This window comes from Pseudorhodobacter sp. W20_MBD10_FR17, assembly GCF_052119765.1.
Classification (GTDB): Bacteria; Pseudomonadota; Alphaproteobacteria; order Rhodobacterales; family Rhodobacteraceae; genus Pseudorhodobacter.
This window is the reverse complement of record NZ_JBGQOQ010000002.1, coordinates 199043-222636: the sequence shown is the minus strand read 5'-3', so window position 1 is coordinate 222636 and position 23594 is coordinate 199043. Positions and strand designations below refer to the sequence as shown.

Here is a 23594-nt window from a genome sequence, read left to right as displayed (position 1 = left end):
TTTCCCCGGTCGCTCCCCAAGTGCTGCGAGCATTGCCCCAAGCCGCCGGTTTAGCCGGGCATCCCCCAAATCGCACTCAGCAGTTTCTGTTTCCACCCAATTCTGCCCCATCTGCGCACCTCACTAACTCGGTGCCACATGACGAATCACATTAGGGTTTTCTGGAGCAAGACCAAATCTTGTGGGTGAATCAATTTGCCACACGACTTGTGGGTAACTTCAAGTGCGCCGACGGCAAGGCCCAATATGGCAAAAGCTTCCAGAAGGACGTCGAATTTGAAGTCATTTAATTCAATCACAACGTCTGTGACAAAGATCAGGCTGCACCCTATCTGCAATGCTGCGGCGCATAAAAATAGCATGCGCCGCACAGGAAGTTGGCCGAGGTTAGAGATGGTTATTAGGCTCATCGACAAGCTTTCTGCCAGTAATCATTGATTTTACAAGGTTTTCCGAGTGACGATAGCTGGCAAGGATGACGCCGCCCAAGTGCAAGGCAACCAGAACAAGCAACCCATCGACAAGGGTTTTATGCGTGGTTTCTACCCATGATTGGCCGAAATAGCGATCCATTCCCATCATATAGCCAGTAGCGCCAATCGCGCCGAGTGTCACCAGTAACGCGACAATCATCGCAGCGCCGGCGGGGTTATGCCCGAGATAGCGCTTTTCTTTGGCAAACATAATAGCACGCAGATAGTTTGTCAGGCGAATTGGGCCCGGAATGAAGGTGATGAAACGGGCGTGATAGGACCCGATCAGGCCCCAAACCAGTCGAAACGCGATAAGGGCGATGACGGCGTAACCGAGGTAGCGATGGGCTTTGCGGAAATCCTCGGTCAGGTAGGCGGCCAAGACCATCGCCACCAAAGACCAGTGAAAGAGGCGCACCCCGAGATCCCAAACAAGGATGGTTTTGCCAGATGTAGCTGTGCATGTCGTCTGCATGATGCGCCTCCTTTTGCTGGGTTACTGTGCGATACGGTCGAGTTCTGTGCCTGTGTTCGGGTCAAAGAACACTTCCATTTTGGCATCGTTCAGCGTGCCGTAGATTTCATAGCAAGCGCCGTCATTGATTTTGAAAGCGATGACTTTGCCACCTTCGTCTTCAAAGGTTTTCAGCGATTCCCAGACGGGTTTTGGCGCATCTGGCATGGTGCAAGAAGGTTCCGCCAGAACGGGGGCGGCGAGGGTGGAAAGGACTGCGGTAAGGAGAAGTTTTTTCATCATGTGATCCTGTTGTTTTGCACCCAACCCAAGTGTCGGGGCTGTGGTGCTGTTAGCGAGGATCGGACAGCGTGGGCCATTGCCCGCTGGGTTATTTAAGGCGTTTATGCCAAAGGTTTATGCAGTTAAGGGGGCGATCAAACCGCGCCTATGCCGCGTAGAATGATGGTTTTAATGTTATTTTTGGCCGTTTCCCAATCGGCATCAGACAAGGGCTGGCCTGCGTTTAAGGTTTCAATCTGATGGCCGAAATCGGCGTAATGCTGGGTGGTGGCCCAAAGCATATAGAGCAAGTGGCGCGGGTCTATCGGCGCGATCTGGCCTGCATCAATCCAGCTTTGGATAACCTTGATGCGGCCATCGGTCCAATCGCGCAGGGTAAGTTCAAGGTAATCTTGAATCACCGGCGCGCCGTGCATCACCTCGGTCGCCCAGACTTTGGAGCCGTCGGGGTGGCGGCGTGAGATTTCCATTTTGGCATCAATATAAGCGGCGATTGCCGTGGCGGGATCGGGGGCGCAGGCCGCCTCGTGTGGGGTATCAAAGCTATCAGCGGCGTGGAGCCAGACTTCAAAGATATCCTGAACCACGCGCCGATAAAGTTTTTCTTTGGTCGAAAAATAATAGTGCAGGTTGGCCTTGGGCAGGCCCGAAGAATCGGCGATTTTCTGCATCGAGGCGCCTTTGAACCCTGCCTCTGCGAATACTTTTTCCGCTGCGGAAAGGATCAGCCGCTCAATTTCTTGGCGGGATACATCGCGTTTTGAAGGTTGGGACGTTGGTGCCATGTGTGGGTGCCGAATTTTCTTGACCGATTGGTCAGGTTGTGGTGCGCTGTGTTCAAATCATAGGGCGGTGGGGAGACTCGCGGCAAGGGCTATCGCGCCCCGATCAGCATTAGGGAGACGGACATGAAAGAGACTGGCATGGCGGCACCGGGTGAAAATTTACGGATCAACGAGGCGCGGCTGTGGGACAGTTTGATGGAAATGGCCAAAATCGGGCCGGGCGTCGCGGGCGGCAATAACCGCCAGACCTTGACCGATGAGGATGCCGCAGGGCGTGTGCTGTTTGCCGAGTGGTGCAAGGCCGCAGGTATGACCCTGGGCGTCGATACCATGGGCACGATGTTTGCCACGCGGGCGGGTGAAGATGCCGATGCGCTGCCGGTTTATATGGGCAGCCATTTGGACACGCAGCCAACGGGCGGCAAATATGACGGCGTTCTGGGCGTCTTGGGCGCGCTAGAGGTGGTGCGCAGCATGAATGATGCGGGGATTAAGACAAAGCGCCCGATCGTCGTGACCAACTGGACCAATGAGGAAGGCACACGCTTTGCGCCGGCGATGCTGGCCTCGGGGGTGTTTGCAGGGATGCACGCGCAAGACTGGGCCTATGCACGCCGCGACGCTGAAGGGCTGGCCTTTGGCGATGAGTTGGCGCGGATTGGTTGGGTTGGTGATGAGGTCGTGGGCGCGCGTAAAATGCATGCGATGATTGAGCTGCATATCGAGCAGGGCCCTATTCTAGAGGCCGAGGGCCGCGATGTTGGGGTCGTGACCCATGGGCAAGGTCTGTGGTGGTTACAGATTACCTTGACGGGTAAAGACGCGCATACAGGGTCTACGCCGATGAATATGCGGGTGAATGCGGGGCTGGGGATGGCACGGATCACCGAACGCGTGCACCAGATCGCGATGAGCCATCAACCCGGTGCTGTGGGGGCTGTGGGGCATGCAAATGTGTACCCCAACAGCCGCAACGTGATTCCCGGTAAGGCCGTGTTTACGGTTGATATCCGCACCCCCGATCAGGATAAGCTGGATGCGATGAAGGCCGAGGTGATGCGGGCGGCCCATGCTGTGGCGGCCGAGCTAGGCCTTGGGATTGAGATTGAGGATGTTGGCCATTTCGACCCTGTGACGTTTGATGCGGGGTTGGTGGATGTGGTGCGCGCCTCGGCTGAACGTTTGGGGTACAGCCATATGGATATTATTTCCGGGGCGGGGCATGATGCGTGCTGGATTAACCGCGTCGCGCCAACGGTGATGATTATGTGCCCCTGTGTGGACGGGCTAAGCCATAATGAAGCCGAAGAGATTTCGCCGGAATGGGCGGCGGCGGGGACGGATGTGATGTTCCATACTGTTCTGGAGGTGGCTGGCGTGGTTGCATGAGGCTGGTCGCCGGGGGAGGCTGTCTGCCTCCCCCGGACCCCCTCCGAGGATATTTGTGAACAGATGATGAGGGCGCGGGCCCTTGCAGGGAGATGGCGAGATGAGCACGGTTATCAAGAATGGCACGGTTGTGACGCATGATCTGACCTATAAGGCGGATGTGTTGATCGAGGGCGGCAAGATTGCGGCGATTGGGCCGGGTTTGTCTGGCGATGAGGTTTTGGATGCGACGGGGTGTTACATCATGCCCGGCGGGATTGACCCGCATACGCATTTGGAAATGCCGTTTATGGGCACCTATTCGTCGGATGACTTCGAATCTGGCACGCGCGCGGCGCTGGCGGGGGGCACGACGATGGTGATTGATTTCGCTTTGCCGGCACCGGGGCAGGGTTTGTTGGATGCTTTGGACATGTGGCACAACAAGTCTGGCCGCGCCAATTGCGATTATTCCTACCACATGGCGATTACGTGGTGGGGCGAGAAGGTCTTTGATGACATGGCAAAAGTCGTGGACAAGGGGATCACCAGTTTCAAGCATTTCCTCGCCTACAAAGGCGCGTTGATGGTCAATGATGACGAGCTGTATTCCAGTTTTCAGCGTGTGCGCGATCTGGGTGCGATTGCCATGGTGCATGCCGAGAACGGCGATGTGGTGGCAGAGTTGTCTGCCAAGCTGCTGCGTGAGGGAAATACGGGACCGGAGGCGCATGCCTATTCGCGCCCGCCGCAGGTAGAGGGAGAAGCGACGAACCGCGCGATTATGATTGCCGATATGGCGGGGGCGCCACTGTATGTGGTGCATACCAGTTGCGAGGATAGCCATGAGGCCATTCGACGGGCGCGTCAGGCGGGCAAGCGGGTGTGGGGTGAGCCGCTGATCCAGCATTTGACGCTGGACGAGTCTGAATATTTCAACGCCGATTGGGACCATGCAGCACGGCGCGTGATGTCGCCGCCATTCCGCAACAAGGCGCATCAGGATAGCCTTTGGGCGGGGCTTTCGGCGGGGTCTTTGTCGGTTGTTGCGACCGATCACTGTGCGTTCACGACCGCGCAGAAACGCTTTGGGGTGGGCGATTTTACCAAAATCCCGAATGGCACGGGCGGGCTTGAGGACCGGATGCCGATGCTCTGGACCTATGGCGTGAACACGGGCCGGATTACGATGAATGAGTTTGTGGCGGTCACCTCGACCAATGTGGCCAAGATTTTCGGGATGTATCCGCGCAAGGGGGCTGTGGCTGTTGGATCGGATGCGGATTTGGTGGTCTGGGACCCGGCTAAGGAAAAGGTAATTGGGGCGGCTGCGCAGCAATCGGCCATTGATTACAATGTGTTTGAGGGCAAGCCCGTGAAAGGCCTGCCTCGGTTCACGCTGACACGCGGGTTTGTAGCAGTGCATGATGGCGATATCCGGTGCCAAGAGGGGCATGGCGCGTTTGTCGCGCGCGAGCCGAATGGGGCGGTGAACAGGGCCTTGAGCACGTTCAAAGAGTTGACTGCGCCGCGGCCAGTTGCACGCTCGGGTATTCCGGCGAGTGGTGTGTGATGGGGATGCGGAGAAGGTAAGGTGTTACACTGTACCAAATTCGGGGATATTGGTTTTTGGCCTTATCAATGCCACCGCCTTGCCATTGACATACTGGGTAGAGACGACCTGAATGAGACGGAAAATGAGCACAAAGTGCAGTTGATTGCGGTGGCTGAAAGCGTCTCGAATGAGTTTTCCCACGCCATGCGTTTGAAAAAGGAACTTGCGTAAATGTCGGCCGAAACTGTGATTGAAGCAAAAGGCGTCGGGCTGACGTTTCAGACGAATGACGGGCCGGTCCATGCGTTGAAGGGCGTGGATTTGGTGATTGAGAAGGGGGAGTTCGTGTCCTTCATCGGGCCGTCGGGTTGCGGCAAAACCACGTTTTTGCGCTGTATGGCAGCGTTGGAAACACCGACCGAGGGCAGCTTGACCGTGAACGGGATGAGTGCCGAGGCGGCGCGGCAGGCGCGGGCCTATGGCTATGTGTTTCAGGCGGCGGGGTTGTACCCGTGGCGCACGATTGGTGGGAATATCCGGTTGCCGCTGGAAATTATGGGATTTTCCAAGGCTGAGCAGGCCGAGAGAGTGGATCGGGTTTTGGAGCTGGTGGACCTGAAAGGGTTTGGCAAGAAATACCCGTGGCAGCTTTCGGGAGGGATGCAGCAGCGGGCGAGTATCGCGCGCGCATTGGCGTTTGATGCCGATATTTTGCTGATGGATGAGCCTTTTGGCGCGCTGGACGAAATTGTGCGCGATCATCTGAATGAGCAGTTGCTGGCACTGTGGGCGCGGACGCAAAAGACGATTGCCTTTGTGACCCATTCGATCCCGGAGGCGGTTTACTTAAGCACCAAGATTGTGGTGATGAGCCCGCGACCGGGGCGAATTGCGGATGTGATTGAGAGCCCTTTGCCGCGCGAGAGGCCGTTAGATATTCGGGATTCGGCAGAGTTTATTGCCGTGGCGCACCGTGTGCGGGATGGTTTGCGGGCGGGGCATTCTTATGATGATTGATCTGTTCAGTCCCGCAGCGGGGGACATTCTGTCCCCCCTTGGCCTGACGGCCAATTCCCCCCTTGAGGATATTTTTGCCGAACAGAAAGTGGGGGGATTTTTATGAAGTCCTTTGGGCCGGTTTTGGTGGTGGTTGGGGTGATTTTGGCGCTTTGGTACGCTTGCGCGGCTGGTATGAATGCGCAGTGGGAGCGGGACCAAGCCGCGCGGGCCGGTGTGGCGATTGGTTGGAGTGAGATTTTGCCATTGACGATGTCCCAGGATCGGCCGGTTTTGCCGGCGCCGCATCAGGTGGCGGAGGAGTTTTGGAAGCTGACTTGGGGTGAGGAGGTTTCGGGCAAGCGCGGGATTGTGCGGTCGGGCAGTCTGTCGAGCCGTGGGTTGGTGTTACATGCTTGGGTAACGTTCTCGGCGACGATGTTGGGGTTTGTGATCGGCTCGGGCTTCGGGATTTTGCTGGCGGTGGGGATTGTGCACAACCGCGCGATGGACGCATCTGTGATGCCTTGGGCGATTGCCAGCCAGACCATTCCGATTGTCGCGATTGCGCCGATGATCATTGTTGTTTTGAACTCGGTCGGGGTGGCGGGCCTGGTGCCGAAGGCGATTATCGCGGCGTATTTAAGCTTTTTCCCTGTGGTTGTTGGGATGGTGAAAGGGTTGCGCAGCCCGGATGGGATGCAGTTGGATTTGCTGCGGACCTATAATGCGAGTGCGGGGCAGGGGCTGTGGAAGCTGCGGTTGCCCGCCTCGATGCCCTATTTGTTTGCGTCGTTGAAGGTAGGGGTTGCTGCGTCTTTTGTGGGGACGATTGTGGCCGAGTTGCCTTTGGGCGGCGCGGGTTTAGGCACCCGTTTGTTGGCGGGGTCTTACTACGGGCAGACCATTCAGATTTGGGCAACGCTGCTTGTGGCGTCACTGTTGGCGGCGAGCATGGTGGGTGTGGTTGGTATGATACAGGGCCGGGTGCTGGCGCGGATGGGGATGGGCGCATGAGCAAATCTGCGGAGGTGACGCGGCGCGGGGCGACTGTGCTGTTCGGCTTGGACGGGCTTTTGATGCTGGCGGGCGGCGTTGTGATGCTGTTGGTATGGGATGTGCGGGTTTCCATTTTGCTGGGGGTTTGGTTGGGGGCTTGGGTGTTGAACCAAGGCTTGTCGCAGATCGGTGGTGCTTGGGCGATGCGCTTGGTGCCGGTCATTTTTGGGCTGACGTTGCTGGTTTTATGGCAGTTGGTGGTGGTGATGTTTGACGTGCCCTCGGTGATTTTGCCGGGGCCGCTGGCGATTGCCGCGCGGTTTGGCAGCAGCCTTGATGTGCTGTGGGCCGATTTTGTGCAGACCTTTGTGAAGGGCGCGCTGAGCGGTTATGTGATGGGCTGTGGTGCTGCGGTTTTGGCCGCCGTGGCGGTGGATCGGTCGGTGTTTTTGCAGCGCGGGCTGTTGCCGGTGGGCAATTTTATCGCCGCTTTGCCGATTGTGGGTATCGCGCCTATTTTGGTGATGTGGTTCGGGTTTGACTGGCAATCCAAGGCGGCGGTGGTCGTGGTGATGGTGTTTTTCCCGATGCTGGTGAACACTGTCGCAGGCTTGCGCGCAACGGACGTCATGCAACGCGATTTGATGGCGACCTATTCGGCCAGCTATTGGCAAAGCCTGTTTAAGCTGCGCCTGCCAGCTGCGGCGCCATTCATGTTTAACGGGCTTAAGATTGCGACCACTTTGGCGATGATTGGCGCGATTGTTGCTGAATTTTTCGGCAGTCCGACCCAAGGTATGGGGTTTCGTATCTCTACCGAGGTTGGGCGGCTTGGCCTTGATATGGTTTGGTCCGAGATTGCGGTGGCAGCTTTGGCGGGATCGGCGTTTTACGGTGTCGTGGCTATGATAGAAAAAGGGGTGACATTTTGGCACCCTTCACAGAGAGGCCGATAATCGGCCCGAACATGGGAGATGATTGATGAAAAAACTAGTAACCGGGGCTTTGGCGGCGTTCGCATTGGCAGGCGGTGCGGCACATGCCGAGGATGACGTGACCTTGCAATTGAAATGGGTCACGCAAGCGCAGTTTGCGGGCTATTATGTGGCGCTGGAAAAGGGCTTTTACAAAGACGAAGGCCTGAACGTGACCATCAAGGCGGGCGGGCCGGATGTGGCGCCCGTGCAGGTGTTGATGGGGGGCGGCGCGGATGTGATGGTCGACTGGATGCCATCGGCACTGGCCGCACGTGAGCAAGGCGCGCCGGTGGTGAACATCGCGCAACCCTTTAAACATTCCGGCATGATGCTGACATGTCTGAAAGAAACCGGCATCACATCGCCCGAAGATTTCAAAGGCAAGACGTTGGGCGTGTGGTTTTACGGCAATGAATACCCGTTCCTCAGCTGGATGGGCACGTTGGGTATGCCAACAACCGGCGGCGCAGACGGGGTTGAGGTGTTGAAGCAAGGCTTTAACGTCGACCCGCTATTGCAAAAGCAGGCGGCCTGTATTTCGACCATGACCTATAACGAATATTGGCAGGTGATTGACGCTGGAATTTCGGCCGATGACTTGGTGACGTTTAAATATGAAGATCAGGGCGTGGCGACATTGGAAGACGGGCTTTATGCGCTTGAAGCCAATCTGGCCGACCCGGCCTTTGAAGACAAAATGGTGCGCTTTGTGCGGGCCAGCATGAAGGGTTGGAAATACGCCGAGGAAAACACGGACGAAGCGGCGATGATCGTTTTGGACAATGACGAGACCGGCGCGCAGACCGAAAGCCACCAAAAGCGGATGATGTCTGAGGTGGCCAAGCTGACCGCCGGATCGAACGGCGCGTTGGATATGGCTGATTATGACCGCACGGTTGCGACGTTGCTGGCCGGTGGGTCGGACCCTGTGATTTCGAAATCGCCAGAAGGGGCGTATACGATGGCGATCACGGATAAAGCGCTGAAGTAAAACGGTTCTATTTTGAAGTTGGGGGGGCGTGCCTGCGGGGCGCGCCCCTTTTCTTTTGGGCCAGCGCGTGTTGGACAGGCGGGATATGGATATTTGGAAACAGATGATGCGGCTTTTACCGGAATTGTAAATTCTGTCGATTGGTGTAAATTTTGTTGAGACTAGGGAGGTTGTTCGCATGCCGTTGACAGGACTTACGGGCAGCCGCGTACGCGAGCGGCGTTTGGCAGCAGGGATTGGACAGGCCGATCTGGCGCGCGCGGTTGGCATTTCGGCGTCTTATCTGAACTTGATTGAGCATAACCGGCGTCGGATTTCGGCCGCCGTTTTGACCAAGCTGTCACGGGCTTTGGGGGTTGAAGCTACGGTTTTGGCCGAAGGGGCCGAAGGGGCTGCGGCACAGGATTTGCGGGCGGCGGGGGGCGTTGGGCTGGCCTCAAAACCGGAGATGGACCGGATTGACGAGCTGCTGGGGCGCTTTCCGGGGTGGGCGGATCTGCTGGCCGAGCAGTACCGCCGCATCGGACATCTCGAACGCATGGTCGCGGCGCTGAATGACCGGATCAGCCACGACCCGCATCTGTCGCTTGCGCTGCATGAGGTGCTTTCTGCGGTAAGCTCGGTTCGGTCTACCGCCGCTATTCTGGCGGAAACCGAGGATATCGAGCCGGAATGGCGCGCGCGGTTTCATGCCAATTTGCACGTGGATAGTGAACGTTTGGCCGTGGGGTCCGAGGCGTTGGTGGCCTATCTGGATGGGTCCGAGCAGGAGGCCGATACGGGGCTGGCCGCGCCGCAAGAAGAGCTGGAGGCGTGGCTTGCGGCACATGACTGGCATTTTGACGCGCTGGAGGCAGGGGGCCGCGGGCCAGAGGCCTTGGTGGCGGAAATTGCTGGTTTGGCCTCGGGGGGGGCGCGGGTTTTGGCGCGGGACTGGGTTGCGCAGGCCGCGCGGGATGCAAAAGCGTTGCCTTTGGTCAGGTTTGAAGTGGCCTTGCGCAAGGATGGCGACCCGCTGCGCCTTGCGCGGGACTTTGGCTGTGATGTTTTGACCGTTTTTCGCAGGCTGGCGTATCGCAAAGGGTCACAACTGGGGCTGGTCATGTGTGATGGCGCGGGCGGGTTAATCATGCGCAAACCTGTTGAGGGGTTTTCGCTGCCGCGCCACGGGACGGCATGCCCGCTTTGGCCGCTTTATACGGCGTTGTCGCGGCCTTCGCAGGCTATCGCAAACGTGGTTGAAATGCCGGGGTTGGCCCCGTTGCATTTTGCGTTGCGGGCCTATTGTGCCGTCGACTACCCAAGCGGTTTTGGCGGGCCAGAGGTGCGAGATGCCGCGATGCTGATTGAACGAACCGGGTCTGCGGGGGCAGGTGCGGTGCAAGTGGGCAGTAGCTGCCGGATTTGCCCGCGCAAGGCCTGTGTGGCGCGGCGCGAACCGTCGATCATTGCGGAAACGGTGTAATCGCGTTTTGACAGCGCAGCCCGAACCCGTAATAGTCGGGTAGGGGAACCGGTGGCGCGGTCAGGGGGGCGGCATATGGGTTTGCATGTACTATTGATCGAGGATGAGCCGAACATCGCAGAGGCGATCCGCTTTATCCTGAGTCGTGACGGGTTTTTGGTCAGCACGCACGGTGATGGCGAGGACGCAGTGGCACAAGTGCACAGCCTGCGCCCTGATATTCTGATTTTGGACGTCATGCTGCCAGGGCAAAGTGGCTATGATATTCTGGGTCAGTTGCGACAAACGGCCGGCTTTGCGGATTTGCCCGTGTTGATGCTGACGGCCAAAGGCCAAGGGCGCGACCGCGATACGGCGGCGCGGGTGGGGGCAGATATGTTTATGACCAAGCCGTTTTCAAATGCTGACATTTTAGAGGCGGTGCGCAGCCTGGGCCGTGGCTGTGCGGCGCGGGTGGCGCAATGAAGCGGCCTTTGTTTTTAGCGCCCCAAACCTATCGCCAGCGCCGTTTGCGCGATGCGGCACGGATTTTGCCCGTGCTGGCAATGTTCTTGCTGATCTTGCCGATGCTTTGGGGCGATGACGCCAGCGACATTCGCCAGACCAGCAGCGATGGGATTTATTTGTTTGTTGTTTGGCTGTTAATGATCGCGTCCGCAGCCCTTTTGGCGCGCCGCTTGTCAAGCGAACCGGACAGCGCGGACGCTGCGAAGCCAAAGGACCAAGCCTGATATGCCGTTTAATCTGCTTGTCATTGCAGCGCTGGCCTATGTGATAATGCTGTTTTGCGTGGCCTTTGTGGTTGAGCGGCGCGCGGCGATTGGGGCGGCGGGATGGTTGCGCTCGCCGCTGGTTTATACGCTGTCACTGTCGGTCTATTGTACGGCCTGGACGTTTTACGGTGCGGTTGGCTATGCGGCGCGGTCAGGGCTTGAGTTTTTGACGATCTATCTGGGGCCGACGATTGTTTTCGTGGGCTGGTGGTGGGTGCTGCGCAAGCTGGTGCGCATTGGGCGCCAGCACCGTGTGACGTCTATCGCCGATCTGATTTCCAGCCGTTATGGCAAATCAAACCTTTTGGGCGTGATTGTCACTGTAATGTGCGTGATGGCCGCAACGCCTTATATCGCGCTGCAATTACAATCGGTTACGCTGTCATTTGGGGTGTTTGCCAGTGCAGCGGCCGATGGGTGGGCCAAACCTGATGGGGATGTGACATCGATTTGGGTGACGGCGGGTTTGGCTGTGTTTACCATTTTGTTTGGCACGCGAAACCTTGACGCGAATGAGCAGCACACCGGCGTTGTGACGGCGATTGCGGTTGAGGCGGTGGTCAAACTGGTGGCGCTTGTGGCGGTGGGGTGCTTTGTGGTGTGGGGCATTGCCGATGGGCCCAGCGATATTTTGGCGCGGATTGACGCCAGCGATATGGCCAATTGGCATATGAAGCCGTCGCGCTGGACGGGGCTGATTTTTCTATCGGGGGCAGCGGTGATTTGCTTGCCGCGGATGTTTCAGGTTTTGGTTGTGGAAAACAGTGACGAGCGCCATTTGGCCACGGCCAGTTGGGCCTTTCCGCTGTATGTGATGCTGATGAGCCTGTTCGTGGTGCCTATTGCCGTAGTCGGGCTAGAGCTGATGCCAGAGGGGGCCAACCCGGATTTGTTTGTGCTGACGCTGCCGCTTTCCCAAGGGCAAGGCGGGCTGGCGATGTTGGCGTTTCTGGGCGGGTTTTCCAGTGCGACCTCTATGGTGATTGTGGCGTCGATCGCGCTGGCGACGATGGTCTCAAACCATATTGTGATGCCGTTCTGGCTGTCTTTGCGGCCTGCCAAGGCGGTTCCGGGCGATGTACGGCGGTTGATCTTGCTGTCGCGGCGGCTGTCGATCGGGGCGATCTTGGCTTTGGGATACGCCTACTATCGGGTGTCGGGCGGCTCGGCGGCGCTTGCCTCTATCGGGTTGATTTCATTCGTGGGCGTGGCGCAGATTTTGCCAGCCATGCTTGGGGGCTTGTTCTGGCGCGGGGCCACGCGCGTGGGCGCAGTATTGGGCCTGTGCCTTGGGTTTGCGATTTGGGGCTATACGCTGTTTTTGCCCTCTTTTGGGGCCGAGGCCGCGCTATCGGCGCATGTAATGACCGAGGGGCCATTCGGGATTGCATGGTTGCGCCCGCAAGCGTTGTTTGGCGTGTCGGGGATGGACCCGCTGATCCACGCGCTGTTTTGGTCTATCACGTTGAATACAGTGGTGTTTTGCATAGGCTCATTGCTCAGCTTTCCTACGCCCGTCGAGCGGGTTCAAGGGGCGGCCTTTGTAAACGCCTATGATGCCGAGCCGGGGGGCGGCCAAGGCTGGACGGCCCAAGGCGAAGCGGGGGCCGAGGATTTGTTGGTGATGGCCCAACGCATTTTGGGCGATGATGAGGCGCTTGGGTTTTTTGAGGCGCAGGCTGCAGCGCAAGGCAAAGGTGGCTACTTGCCCGATCCGACTGCGGGGTTTATCGAGCAGTTGGAGCGGCGGCTTGCCGGAGCCGTGGGGGCCGCCACGGCACATGCAATGATTTCGCAAATCGCAGGCCGAACCGCCGTTTCGGTAGAAGATTTGATGGCCGTGGCGAATGAAGCGGCGCAGATCATGGAATATTCGTCGAAGCTGGAGGAACAGCAAGATGCGCTGACCCGCACGGCGCGACAGTTGCGGGATGCTAATGACAAGCTGACGCAATTATCGGTACAAAAAGATGCGTTTCTAAGCCAGATCAGCCATGAGCTGCGCACACCTATGACCTCTATCCGTGCGTTTTCTGAGATTTTGACCGAAGGCGATTTGCCAGCCGAGTTGGTCACGAAATACGGTTTGGTCATTCACCAAGAGACCAAGCGATTGACGCGATTGCTGGACGATTTGTTGGACCTGAGCGTGCTGGAAAGCGGGACGGTGCAGCTGAACCTGGACCTGAGCAACCTGCGCGGAATGATTGATATGGCGCTGCAATCGGCCAGCCACACGCGGCCAGAGCGCAGCTTTGTGATCCATCGCGATTTGCCGGGGGAAGAGTTGTTTTTGCGTACCGATAGCGACCGGCTGACGCAGGTGTTTATTAATCTTATTTCGAACGCTCGGAAATATTGTGATTCTGATGCGCCCGAGCTGCGCATCTCTGTGCGCCGTAAGGGCGGACGTGTGACGGTAGATTTCATTGATAACGGCAGCGGGATTCCAAAGGATAAACAAGCGCTTATCTTTGAAAAATTCGCGCGCTTGACTGATCAGACCAAAGCGGGCGGTGCGGGGCTTGGGCTGGCGATTTGCCGTGAGGTCATGGCCAATTTGGGCGGTACGATTGCCTATTTGCCGGGGCAGTGGGGGGCTGCGTTTCGGGTGACGTTACCGCTACGGTTGGAAAAACCGAACCGCTAGCAGACGATTTTTCGACGAAAATTCGCGTGCTAGCAGTGCCGACCAAGCCGCGCTTATCGGCGGCTTGTGCGGGCGTTGCCGGCACCTTGAACGGTGATTTGGCGAATTGACTCAAGCTTGATATTCGAAAGATAGGCCGCAACAATAACCTCACGCGATTGGGTGGTTGATGAGGCCTTGGGCGTAATCGGCGGGAAAACGCGGAAATCATAGGCGATTATGCCGTCTTCGATCGGGCGGGCGACCAATTCTGCCTCCCAAAATCCTTGGGTCGGGGGCAGGCCTGTCGCACGAACAATCACGCCGCCGGGCATTTTTTCCAGCGTCAAATCGGTCACTTGCGCGACCAACGCGCGTTCGTCGACTGCAGCAGCTGTGGGCGCGACGACCTGTGTCTCTTCTGACTTTCCGAACCAATTGAACGGGTTCAGGCGCGATTTGCCGATCGAGGAACAGGCCCCGAGGGCCAGTGTTGCGCAAAGGGCTGTGACCAACGTTTTGTTCATTGCATATTTCCCGTTCAACTTATGACTCTTGGGTAGCCGATAGTGGAGCGTTTGAAAAGCACTTGCTGTGGGGAATTGTGCCAGATGCTGGACCTTATGGCATGAACGCGCTAATCAAGGACGAAATTTGATCGGAGCAGACACTATGGCCCGCGCCGCCTTTGAAGATATTGCCGAAACTTTCGAGTTTTTGGAGGATTGGGAAGAGCGATATCGCCATGTCATCGCCTTGGGTAAAGAGATGCCGCCCTTGGATGACGCGTTCAAAGTGCCTGCGCTAAAGGTCAACGGTTGTGCCAGTCAGGTGTGGCTGCGCCCGACGATTGACGGGCAAGGGGCGACTGCGGTTTTTGGCTTTGAGGGCGAAAGCGATGCGATGATCGTGCGCGGTTTGATCGCTGTTTTGCATGCGCTTTATGCGGGGGCAACGGTGGCCGAGGTGCTGAAAATCGATGCGCCTGCCGAGTTGGCACGCCTTGGGCTGGACGCACATTTATCGTCACAACGGTCGAACGGCGTGCGGGCGATGGTTGAGCGAATCCGCGAAACTGCCGCGGCCGAGATGGCGCGCGGCTAGCGTTTACAGTGGCCTAGGTTTTACGGGGGCCTAGGTTTTACGGGGGCCTAGGTTTTGCGGGGGCCTAGAGTTTACAGGGGCAAAGTCGCCTGTGTCAGCCAATCGCGGGCCGCAGGCGACACGCGCGCTTCCAGCTTTTCAAAAACCTGCGCGTGGTAGGCGTTCAACCAGTCACGCTCGCCTTTTGACAGCATCGTGGTGTCGATCAGGCGTTTGTCCAAAGGCACAAAGGTCAAGGTCTCAAAACTCAACTGATCGCGATCATCCGTTAGTTGTGGCGCGGGGATGACCACGATCAGGTTTTCCAGACGGATACCAAAGGCACCTTCGCGGTAATACCCTGGTTCATTTGACAGAATCATCCCCGGTTGCAGCGGCACTTCAGACAGTTTGCTAATCCGCTGCGGGCCCTCATGGACCGACAGGAACGCCCCAACGCCGTGGCCGGTGCCGTGGTCAAAATCCATGCCCGCCAGCCACAAAGGATAGCGCGCCAATGGGTCAAGATCGCGCCCCGCAAGGCCCCGCGGCCAGCGCACACGCGAAATCGCGATCATGCCTTGCAGCACGCGTGTATAGGCGTTGGCCGCCCCTTCTGGGGCAGGGCCGACCGCCATGGTGCGGGTGATATCGGTGGTGCCATCGACATATTGTGCGCCGCTATCGACCAACAGCAGCTCACCAGATTTCACACGGCGGTTGCTGTCATGGGTGACGCGGTAATGCATGATTGCGCCATGCTCGCCTGCGCCGCAGATGGTGTCAAAGCTGATATCATGCAGTTGGTTGGTGGCGCGGCGATAGGATTCGAGGGCTGTCACCACGTCGATTTCTGTCAGACCACCCTGCGGGGCGGTGGCATCGAGCCAGCACAAAAACTCGACCATTGCAGCGCCATCGCGCAGATGTGCGGTACGGGTGGCAGATATTTCGGCCTCGGTTTTGCAGGCTTTGGGCAGGCGGCAAAGGTCTTCGCCCCACATGGTTTCGACATCGGCATCGGCCAATTCCAGCGACACGGCCAAAGGGGCGGTGCCACGATCCACCCGCACGGGGCCTTGCAGCGTCCGCAGAGCGGGGACAAAGGCCGAAGGGGGGCGGATTTTGACATGTGGGCCAAGATGGGCGGTCGTGGTTTCATCGAATTTGGCAGGTTCGGCATATAGGGTGACGCGCCCGTCATCATACAAGATCGCAAACCCGTGTAGTACCGGATTGCGCGGGACATCTGCGCCACGGATGTTCAAAAGCCAGCACAGCGAATCCGGCAGGGTGATAACGCAAGATTTCTGACCGGCTGCGGCCAATTGCGCCGCAAGGGATTGGCATTTCTCAGTGCTGGTACGGCCTGCAAGTGCATCTGGGTGGGCAAAGGCCTTGCCCATTGGCGGGCCAGGTTGGTCAGGCCAAATTGAATCGATGAAATTCGTTGTGCCCAAAAGGGTTATGCCCGTTTCTTCAAGTGATTTCTCAAGTGCAGAAATATCATCCGCGCTGTGCAGCCACGGATCAAACCCAATGATACCTTGGGGCAGATGCTCGGCAATCCACGGGCCGGGTTTTACTTCGGGCCATGGAACGGGGGTGAAGTGGGCCAGCTTGACTTGGGTTTTCACCTGGGTGCGGTAACGGCCGTCGATGAAAACCCCCGCCGTATCGGGCAGCACGATGCAAAAGCCGGCCGAGCCGGTAAACCCGGTAAGCCATTGTAAACGCTCATCCTTTGCTGCCACATATTCGCCTTGGTGGGCATCGGCGCGGGGGATGATAAAGCCTGCGAGTCCATTTTCTGCCAAAGCGGCGCGCAAAGCCGCAAGCCGTGCAGGGCCTTGGGCAGGGTTGGCGGTGGCGTCAAAGGTTTGGTGCATTTAGCCGACCTTTCGCATCCCCAGAACCCGCGCACGTTTGCGGGGGTCGGTATCAAACAGACCTGCAAGTTGCTCGGTCATTGCGCCGGCCAATTGTTCGACATCAGTGATGGTCACCGCGCGGTTGTAATAGCGTGTCACGTCATGGCCGATACCGATAGCGATCAGCTCTATCGCCTTTTTCTTTTCTACCATGGCGATCACATCGCGTAGGTGTTTTTCCAAATAATTCGCTGGGTTAACGGACAAAGTTGAGTCGTCAACCGGCGCGCCATCGGAAATAACCATCAAGATTTTACGCGCTTCGGGGCGGGCCAGCATGCGGCGGTGCGCCCATTCCAGCGCTTCACCGTCGATGTTTTCCTTCAGCAGCCCTTCCTTCATCATCAGGCCAAGGTTTGGCCGCGCGCGACGCCACGGTGCATCGGCGGATTTATAGATGATATGGCGCAGATCGTTCAGGCGTCCGGGTTGTTGAACACGGCCAGCGCCCAGCCAGCGTTCACGGCTTTGCCCACCCTTCCACGCACGGGTGGTAAAGCCGAGGATTTCAACCTTGACCGAGCAACGCTCTAGCGTGCGGGCCAAAACATCGGCGCAGATTGCAGCGATGGAAATGGGCCGCCCGCGCATCGAGCCAGAGTTATCAATCAGCAGGGTCACGCAAGTATCACGAAACTCGGTGTCTTTTTCTTGCTTGAACGACAGTGGCGTCGTGGGGTTGGCAACCACGCGGGCAAGGCGTCCTGCGTCCAGCGTGCCTTCTTCTAGATCGAACAACCAGCTGCGGTTTTGCTGCGCCTGAAGGCGGCGTTGCAGCTTGTTGGCAAGGCGCGAGACGGCGCCTTTCAGCGGCTCAAGCTGCTGGTCAAGATAGGCGCGCAGCCGTTCAAGCTCGGCCAGTTCGGCCAAATCTTCGGCGCGGATTTCTTCATCATAATCCGTGGTATAGACGGCATAGTTCGGGTCGGCAGCAGAATGCGGCGCAGGGGGCGGCGGCTCTAGTGGCGCGTCGCCTTCGGGCATCTCAGCCTCTTCGCCCTCTTCCATGTCAGACATATCGTCTTCCGACACTTGGGCTTGGCTTGCGTCTTGCTGTTCCTCTTGGGATTGCTCGGGCGCGGCTTCGGAATTTTCATCCTCGCTGTCGTCTTCGCCGGTGCTGTCTTGCTGTTCTTCCTCAGCTTGGGCGTCGTCGCCTGCATCGGGGTCTTCGTCCTCGGCATCGGGATCGTCGCCCAACTGGTCGCCATAGCCAAGATCGGAAATCACTTTGCGGGCAAGGCGGGCAAAGGCGGCTTGGTCGGCCAGAACATGGTCAATGTTTTCAAGCGTGGTCCCGGCCTGTTGTTCCATAAAGCCGCGCCAGAGGTTCATCACATTGTCCGCGCCTTTTGGCAGGTCGCGGCCTGTGGCGAGGTGGCGCACAAGGTAGCCAGCCGCCACGGGCAAGGGGGCGTCGGCGGATTGGGTGATGTCGGCATAGCCCTTGCGCGTGGCCTCATGCCCGATTTTGGCGTCGATATTGCCTGCGGTGCCGGGCATGTCACGGGCGCCAACGGCCTCGCAGCGGGCAGTTTCCATCGCCTCATAGATTTCGCGGGCAAGGGTGCCACTGGGGGCGTATTTCGCTGCGGTGGCGTCATTGTGGTACTTGCGGCGCAGGGCAAAGGCATCGGCAGTGCCACGGGCCAGCAGTACCTCATCCCGTGTCATACGGCGGCTGACTTGCGGCAGGCGTACGCCTTCTTTGGTCATGCCAGATGGGTCGACCGAATAGGATACGGTCATGTCCGGATCATTGGCCAAGACTTTGGTGGCCTCTGCCAAGGCCTTTTTGAACGGATCGGCGGGGTTATCGGTTGGTTTGCTCATATCTTTGGCCCCTATAGGGTGGGGGTTAGCCCACCGTTCCGGCGAGGGTGGGGTAAGCCCCCACCCAACGTTATTTCATCGCCATGCTGGCCGCTGATTCCGGCAGTTCCTCGGCAAAGCAGCGCTGGTAGAATTCGGCCACGGTTTGGCGTTCCAGCTCGTCGCATTTGTTCAGGAAGGTCAGGCGGAAGGCATAGCCGACGTTTTGGAAAATGCGCGCATTTTCGGCCCATGTGATTACGGTACGCGGTGACATAACTGTCGACAGATCACCGTTCATAAAGGCGGTGCGTGTCAGGTCGGCGACGGTAACCATCTGGGAAATCGTCTTGCGGCCTTTTTCTGTGTTGTAATGCGGGTTTTTCGACAAAACGATCGCGGTTTCGGCGTCGTGCGACAGGTAGTTCAGCGTGGCGACGAGGCTCCAACGGTCCATCTGGGCTTGGTTGATCTGCTGGGTGCCGTGGTACAGGCCCGTCGTATCGCCAAGGCCTACGGTGTTTGCGGTGGCAAAAAGGCGGAAGGATGGGTGCGGCGTGATGATCTCGTTCTGGTCCAGCAGGGTCAACTTGCCGTCTGTTTCCAGTACGCGCTGGATGACGAACATCACGTCCGCGCGGCCTGCGTCATATTCATCAAACACGATGGCTACGGGGTTGCGCAGCGCCCACGGCAGGATGCCTTCGTGGAATTCGGTGACCTGCTTGCCATCACGCAGCTTGATCGCGTCTTTGCCGATCAGGTCGATCCGGCTGATATGGCTGTCAAGGTTAACGCGCACAGTTGGCCAATTCAGCCGCGCGCCGACCTGTTCGATATGCGTTGATTTGCCCGTGCCGTGATAGCCCTGCACCATGACGCGGCGGTTATAACCATAGCCTGCAAGGATCGCCAAAGTCGTGTCGGGGTCAAACTTATACGTCGGGTCAATTGCTGGCACGCGGTCTGTCGGCTCGGCAAAGCCTTTGATCTTCATATCAGTGTCGATCCCGAAAACCTCACGGACGGAGATTTCTTCGGTGGGTTTCATCGCTGCATCAACCATTGGCTTGCCCATTTCCTTGCGTAGCACAGGCACCCATCGCGGGGTGGCCCGATATGTTTCGTGTTATCCGAGTGATGGAACATATTGCAAAAGGGTGCAAGGGAAAGGGGGCAAAGTTTTGTATCGGTCACAAGCTTGGAGGTGCGCTTTTTGCATTGGGGGTGGTGCTAATGCTGCCGCGCGCAACCGAAACGGATTTGAGGATGGCAAAGCATTCGGTGCCAATGGCCAGCCCAAGATCTGTGGCCGAGCGGCGGGTAATGCGCGCAAGGATAAGGTCGGCGCCAACACGCAGCTGCACCAACGCGCCGGGGCCATCGCCTGTCCGCAGATCGGTGACGGTGGCGGGCAGGATGTTCAGCGCCGAAAGGCCGGTGGGTGCGCTGCGCGACAAAATCACGTCTTGTGCCAAAATGCGCACGCGAATGCGGCTGCCAATGGGGGCTGTGATCTGTGGCAGCCACAGCGGACCTGCCGAGGTGGCAAGCTGGGTCAGGCCGTCTGCATCTTGGGCGGTCAGGGTGGCGTTCACAATGCTGCCGGCCTCACGCACCCCAAGGGCATGCGCGGTGCTTGGGTCGGCCAGCAGCGCCTCAATCGGGCCGTGATGGGTGATGCGGCCTGCGTCGATAAGCATCAGGTGTGTGGCGAGGCGGGCAACCTCGGCCATGTTGTGACTGACATAGAGGATAGGGGTGCCGATTTGGTCGCGCAGGCGTTCGATATAGGGCAGAATCTCGGATTTGCGGGCCTCATCAAGGGCGGCGAGCGGCTCATCCATCAGCAGCATACGCGGGCGGGTCAACAAGGCACGGCCAATGGCTGTCCGCGAGGCCTCGCCCCCCGAAAGCGTGGCGGGATGGCGGGGCAGCAGCGGGCCAAGGTCCAGCGCGTCAATAATATCAGGCAATGTCGGGCCAGGCAGCCCTTTGGCACGTTTGTCGGCATAGGCTAGGTTTTGCGCCACGGTCAGGTGCGGAAACAGGCGCGTGTTTTGAAAGACAAAGCCAAGCCCGCGTTCGTAGGGCGGGGTGAAATGGCCCGTGTCTTGCCACGGCTGGCCGTTCCACGCCACACGGCCTTTGGCGCCCGCATCCAGCCCTGCAATGATCCGCAGCAAGGTGGATTTGCCCGAGCCTGACCGCCCGAACAGCGCCGTCAGCCCCGTTGATGGCAGGGTTTGCTGCACGCTAAGGTGAAAACCGAGATAGCTGTGGGTGACATCCAGCGTCAGCATCAGGCGCTGCCCCCCTGCGGAAAGCGGCGGTTCAGGCTGTAGACCAACATCAAGGTCACAAAAGAAAACACCAGCAAGATGGCCGAGAGCACATGGGCATCGGCGTAGTTGATGGTTTCAACATGCTCATAAATCGCGATGGAAATGACCTTGGTTTTGCCCGGAATATTGCCGCCAACCATCAGCACCACGCCAAATTCGCCTAAGGTGTGGGTAAAACTGAGGACCATTGCCGTTAGAAAGCCGCGTTTGGCCATGGGGGCGGCGACGGTAAAAAAGCTGTCTAAGGGTGAGGCGCGCAGGCTTGCGGCGGCCTCGAGTGGTGCGCGGCCGATAGATTCGAACGCGGCTTGAAGCGGTTGGACGGTAAAGGGCAATGAGTAGAGCATCGAGGCGATGACGAGGCCGGTAAAGGAAAAGGTCAGCGTCTGCCCCGTGGCTTGCAGCCAGAACGCGCCAAAGCTGGACGTGGGGCTGAACAGAATCAGTAGGTAAAAGCCAAGGACGGTAGGCGGTAGCACAAGGGGAAGGGCGGTCAGCGCCTCGACCACAGGTTTGGCGCGCGACTGTGTTTGCGACAACCACCATGCCAGCGGCGTGCCGAGCGCCAGTAAAAGCAGCGTGGTCACGGCAGCGAGGTGAAGCGAGAGCCAAAGCGGGCCGAGGTCAGGCAAGCTCATGGTAGACCATAACCGTTTTGGGAGATGGTTTGGCGCGCACTTGGGCTGGTCAGGTAGGCGAGAAACCCGATTGCGGCGGGATTTTTGGCGCCATGTTGCAGCAAGATCGCGTCTTGCTGGATCGGCGGGGCAAGGCTGGCGGGCACATCCCAAACATAGCCTTTGGCGGCGGTGGGCAAGGCTGACTTGGCAATAAAACCGGCCTCGGCAGCACCCGTATCCACCATAGCAAAGGCTTGGCCTACATTTTGGCCCATCACGATTTTATCCTTTAGCGTGGCGTCCAGCCCCATCGCCTGTAGCGCCGCAACCGCCGCTTGCCCGTAAGGTGCAAGGTCGGGGTTGGCGATTGCGATATGGCGGATGCTTGGGCTTTGCAGCAGGTCGGCGGGGGCAAGGCCTGTCGCGGCCAATGGTGCCCAGAGTGTCAGTAAACCGATTGCATAGGGCTGTGGCTGGCCATGCCCATCGGCAAACAGCCGCGCAGGGGTTTCACTATCAGCGGATAGCAGCACATCGAACGGCGCGCCTTGGGTGATTTGGGCATAGAGCTTGCCGGTCGATCCGGTGGTGATGTCGATGTGGTGGCCGGTTTGGGCTTGAAACTGATCGGCGAGCTTTGCTGCGGTTTGGGCGAAATTTGCGGCCACGGCGACCAGCGCGGTTTCGGCCTGGGCAGGAAAGCTGACACAAAGAAAAAGAGCGGCAAGTCGCAGCATGGGCGGCCTTTCGGTGCGGTTTGGGTGAATATCGCCGCGCAAACGCCTCGGGGCAAGGGGCTGATTTGTGCCGCGGCCCCCGTAAGGGCTTGGCTTTTCTGTGTGGGTTGCCCAAAAGGGGCTGCAAAAATGGGGGCTGCAATGGTGCAACGGTTTGGGTTTGAAGTGACGGCAACGGACGGGCGCGCGCGGCAAGGGGTGATTTCAACCCCGCGCGGCGAGGTGCGCACGCCTGCGTTTATGCCGGTTGGCACGGCGGCCACGGTCAAGGCGATGCTGCCGGAATCGGTGCGCGCGACAGGGGCCGATATCTTGCTGGGCAACACCTATCATCTGATGCTGCGCCCCACGGCCGAACGGATTGCGGCCCTTGGCGGCCTGCATAAATTCATGAACTGGGACCGCCCGATTTTGACGGATTCGGGCGGCTTTCAGGTGATGAGCCTTGCCAATCTGCGCAAGCTGACCGAAGAAGGCGTACAGTTTTCCAGCCATATTGACGGCTCAAAACATATGCTTAGCCCCGAGCGCAGCATGGAAATTCAAAAGCTGTTGGGGTCGGACATCGTGATGTGCTTTGACGAATGCCCCGCCTTACCCGCGACCGATGCCGAAGTGGCAAAGTCGATGGCGCTGTCGATGCGGTGGGCGCAGCGGTCGCGCGATGCCTTTGGTGATCGGCCCGGCTATGCGCTGTTTGGCATTCAGCAAGGCGGCGTGACACGCGACTTGCGGGCCGAGAGTGCCGAGGCGTTGAAGGCGATCGGGTTTGAGGGCTATGCCGTGGGTGGTTTGGCCGTGGGCGAGGGGCAAGAGGCGATGTTTGGCGTGCTCGATTACGCGCCTGATATGCTGCCAGCGGATAAGCCGCGCTATTTGATGGGCGTTGGCAAGCCCGACGATATCGTCGGCGCGGTTGAACGCGGGATTGATATGATGGACTGCGTTTTGCCGTCACGTTCGGGGCGCACGGGGCAGGGCTGGACGCGGCACGGGCAGGTCAACCTGCGCAATGCGCGGCACAAAGATGACCCGCGACCGCTTGATGAGGCCTGCGGTTGCCCCGCGTGCCGCCAGTATTCGCGCGCCTATTTGCACCATGTGATCCGCTCGGACGAAATTATCGGCTCGATGCTGCTGACATGGCATAACCTGCATTATTACCAAGACCTGATGGCGGGTTTGCGGGCGGCGATTGGCGCGGGGGCCTTGGCCCGCTTTGTCGCCGATTTCCATGCCAAGCGCGCCGAGGGCGATATTGAACTGCTTTAAGGCAGCTTGCGACAGGTTGCGCCCTT

24 protein-coding genes are annotated in these 23594 nt (G+C 58.6%); 12 read left to right on the top strand and 12 right to left on the bottom strand.

Features of this window, described 5'->3' with window-relative positions:
- The 5 genes from ACEN2J_RS02630 to ACEN2J_RS02610 form a co-directional block, all read right to left on the bottom strand.
- A partial coding sequence (locus ACEN2J_RS02630; protein WP_442103052.1) for an IS4/Tn5 family transposase DNA-binding protein occupies nucleotides 1-111 on the bottom strand: 111 nt, incomplete at its 3' end.
- Between the two features lie 35 nt (nucleotides 112-146).
- Complete coding sequence (locus ACEN2J_RS02625; protein ID WP_442103037.1) at nucleotides 147-410, bottom strand: hypothetical protein; 264 nt, start codon at nucleotides 408-410, stop codon at nucleotides 147-149.
- A complete protein-coding gene (locus ACEN2J_RS02620) occupies nucleotides 388-948 on the bottom strand; it encodes a cytochrome b/b6 domain-containing protein (protein ID WP_442103036.1) in 561 nt (186 codons plus the stop codon). The genes ACEN2J_RS02625 and ACEN2J_RS02620 overlap by 23 nt, the downstream gene beginning before the upstream one ends.
- A 21-nt stretch (nucleotides 949-969) precedes the next feature.
- Complete coding sequence (locus tag ACEN2J_RS02615) at nucleotides 970-1227, bottom strand: PepSY domain-containing protein (protein ID WP_442103035.1); 258 nt, start codon at nucleotides 1225-1227, stop codon at nucleotides 970-972.
- A 137-nt stretch (nucleotides 1228-1364) separates the two neighbouring features.
- A complete protein-coding gene (locus ACEN2J_RS02610) occupies nucleotides 1365-2015 on the bottom strand; it encodes a TetR/AcrR family transcriptional regulator (RefSeq protein ID WP_442103034.1) in 651 nt (216 codons plus the stop codon).
- Between the two features lie 138 nt (nucleotides 2016-2153).
- On the opposite strand from ACEN2J_RS02610, the gene ACEN2J_RS02605 reads away from it, so the two are divergent.
- The 10 genes from ACEN2J_RS02605 (at nucleotide 2154) to ACEN2J_RS02560 (ending at nucleotide 13789) form a co-directional block, all read left to right on the top strand.
- Nucleotides 2154-3404: a Zn-dependent hydrolase gene (locus tag ACEN2J_RS02605; RefSeq protein ID WP_442103051.1), complete on the top strand. Its 1251-nt coding sequence runs from the start codon at nucleotides 2154-2156 to the stop codon at nucleotides 3402-3404.
- 100 nt (nucleotides 3405-3504) lie between these two features.
- The gene (gene hydA, locus ACEN2J_RS02600) at nucleotides 3505-4956 is read left to right on the top strand and encodes a dihydropyrimidinase (RefSeq protein ID WP_442103032.1); all 1452 of its coding nucleotides are present in this window, start codon (nucleotides 3505-3507) and stop codon (nucleotides 4954-4956) included.
- Between the two features lie 213 nt (nucleotides 4957-5169).
- On the top strand, nucleotides 5170-5955 hold the full coding sequence (locus ACEN2J_RS02595; protein WP_442103031.1) for an ABC transporter ATP-binding protein: 786 nt from the start codon (nucleotides 5170-5172) through the stop codon (nucleotides 5953-5955).
- Nucleotides 5956-6057: 102 nt separating this feature from the next.
- The gene (locus ACEN2J_RS02590) at nucleotides 6058-6951 is read left to right on the top strand and encodes an ABC transporter permease (protein WP_442103029.1); all 894 of its coding nucleotides are present in this window, start codon (nucleotides 6058-6060) and stop codon (nucleotides 6949-6951) included.
- A gap of 83 nt (nucleotides 6952-7034) precedes the next feature.
- Entirely contained in the window at nucleotides 7035-7889 is an 855-nt protein-coding gene (locus tag ACEN2J_RS02585; protein ID WP_442103049.1) for an ABC transporter permease, read from the top strand.
- Between the two features lie 25 nt (nucleotides 7890-7914).
- Complete coding sequence (locus tag ACEN2J_RS02580) at nucleotides 7915-8901, top strand: ABC transporter substrate-binding protein (protein WP_442103028.1); 987 nt, start codon at nucleotides 7915-7917, stop codon at nucleotides 8899-8901.
- Between the two features lie 178 nt (nucleotides 8902-9079).
- Nucleotides 9080-10366, top strand: a complete 1287-nt coding sequence (locus ACEN2J_RS02575; RefSeq protein WP_442103026.1) for a short-chain fatty acyl-CoA regulator family protein — start codon at nucleotides 9080-9082, stop codon at nucleotides 10364-10366.
- 75 nt (nucleotides 10367-10441) lie between these two features.
- Nucleotides 10442-10831, top strand: coding sequence for a response regulator transcription factor (locus tag ACEN2J_RS02570; protein ID WP_442103025.1), 390 nt, complete (start codon nucleotides 10442-10444; stop codon nucleotides 10829-10831).
- Nucleotides 10828-11097, top strand: coding sequence for a hypothetical protein (locus ACEN2J_RS02565; protein ID WP_442103023.1), 270 nt, complete (start codon nucleotides 10828-10830; stop codon nucleotides 11095-11097). Before ACEN2J_RS02570 ends, ACEN2J_RS02565 begins: the two co-directional genes overlap by 4 nt.
- Nucleotide 11098: 1 nt before the next feature.
- Nucleotides 11099-13789, top strand: coding sequence for an ATP-binding protein (locus ACEN2J_RS02560; protein ID WP_442103021.1), 2691 nt, complete (start codon nucleotides 11099-11101; stop codon nucleotides 13787-13789).
- 53 nt (nucleotides 13790-13842) lie between these two features.
- Here ACEN2J_RS02560 and ACEN2J_RS02555 read toward each other — a convergent pair whose 3' ends face one another.
- Nucleotides 13843-14295: a hypothetical protein gene (locus tag ACEN2J_RS02555; RefSeq protein ID WP_442103019.1), complete on the bottom strand. Its 453-nt coding sequence runs from the start codon at nucleotides 14293-14295 to the stop codon at nucleotides 13843-13845.
- 145 nt (nucleotides 14296-14440) lie between these two features.
- On the opposite strand from ACEN2J_RS02555, the gene ACEN2J_RS02550 reads away from it, so the two are divergent.
- On the top strand, nucleotides 14441-14872 hold the full coding sequence (locus ACEN2J_RS02550) for a SufE family protein (protein WP_442103048.1): 432 nt from the start codon (nucleotides 14441-14443) through the stop codon (nucleotides 14870-14872).
- Nucleotides 14873-14943: 71 nt separating this feature from the next.
- Here ACEN2J_RS02550 and ACEN2J_RS02545 read toward each other — a convergent pair whose 3' ends face one another.
- The 6 genes from ACEN2J_RS02545 to modA form a co-directional block, all read right to left on the bottom strand.
- A complete protein-coding gene (locus tag ACEN2J_RS02545) occupies nucleotides 14944-16740 on the bottom strand; it encodes an aminopeptidase P family protein (protein ID WP_442103018.1) in 1797 nt (598 codons plus the stop codon).
- Nucleotides 16741-18615, bottom strand: coding sequence for a cobaltochelatase subunit CobT (cobT, locus tag ACEN2J_RS02540; RefSeq protein ID WP_442103017.1), 1875 nt, complete (start codon nucleotides 18613-18615; stop codon nucleotides 16741-16743).
- A 70-nt stretch (nucleotides 18616-18685) separates the two neighbouring features.
- Nucleotides 18686-19672 (bottom strand): cobaltochelatase subunit CobS, encoded by a 987-nt coding sequence (cobS, locus tag ACEN2J_RS02535; protein ID WP_442103046.1) that lies wholly within the window; start codon nucleotides 19670-19672, stop codon nucleotides 18686-18688.
- 115 nt (nucleotides 19673-19787) lie between these two features.
- A complete protein-coding gene (gene modC, locus ACEN2J_RS02530) occupies nucleotides 19788-20897 on the bottom strand; it encodes a molybdenum ABC transporter ATP-binding protein (protein WP_442103016.1) in 1110 nt (369 codons plus the stop codon).
- The gene (modB, locus tag ACEN2J_RS02525) at nucleotides 20897-21577 is read right to left on the bottom strand and encodes a molybdate ABC transporter permease subunit (protein ID WP_442103014.1); all 681 of its coding nucleotides are present in this window, start codon (nucleotides 21575-21577) and stop codon (nucleotides 20897-20899) included. The genes modC and modB overlap by 1 nt, the downstream gene beginning before the upstream one ends.
- A complete protein-coding gene (gene modA / locus ACEN2J_RS02520; protein WP_442103013.1) occupies nucleotides 21574-22296 on the bottom strand; it encodes a molybdate ABC transporter substrate-binding protein in 723 nt (240 codons plus the stop codon). Before modA ends, modB begins: the two co-directional genes overlap by 4 nt.
- 141 nt (nucleotides 22297-22437) lie before the next feature.
- Between modA and tgt the strand changes: the two genes are divergently transcribed.
- The gene (gene tgt, locus ACEN2J_RS02515; protein ID WP_442103044.1) at nucleotides 22438-23568 is read left to right on the top strand and encodes a tRNA guanosine(34) transglycosylase Tgt; all 1131 of its coding nucleotides are present in this window, start codon (nucleotides 22438-22440) and stop codon (nucleotides 23566-23568) included.
- Nucleotides 23569-23594 lie beyond the last annotated feature (26 nt).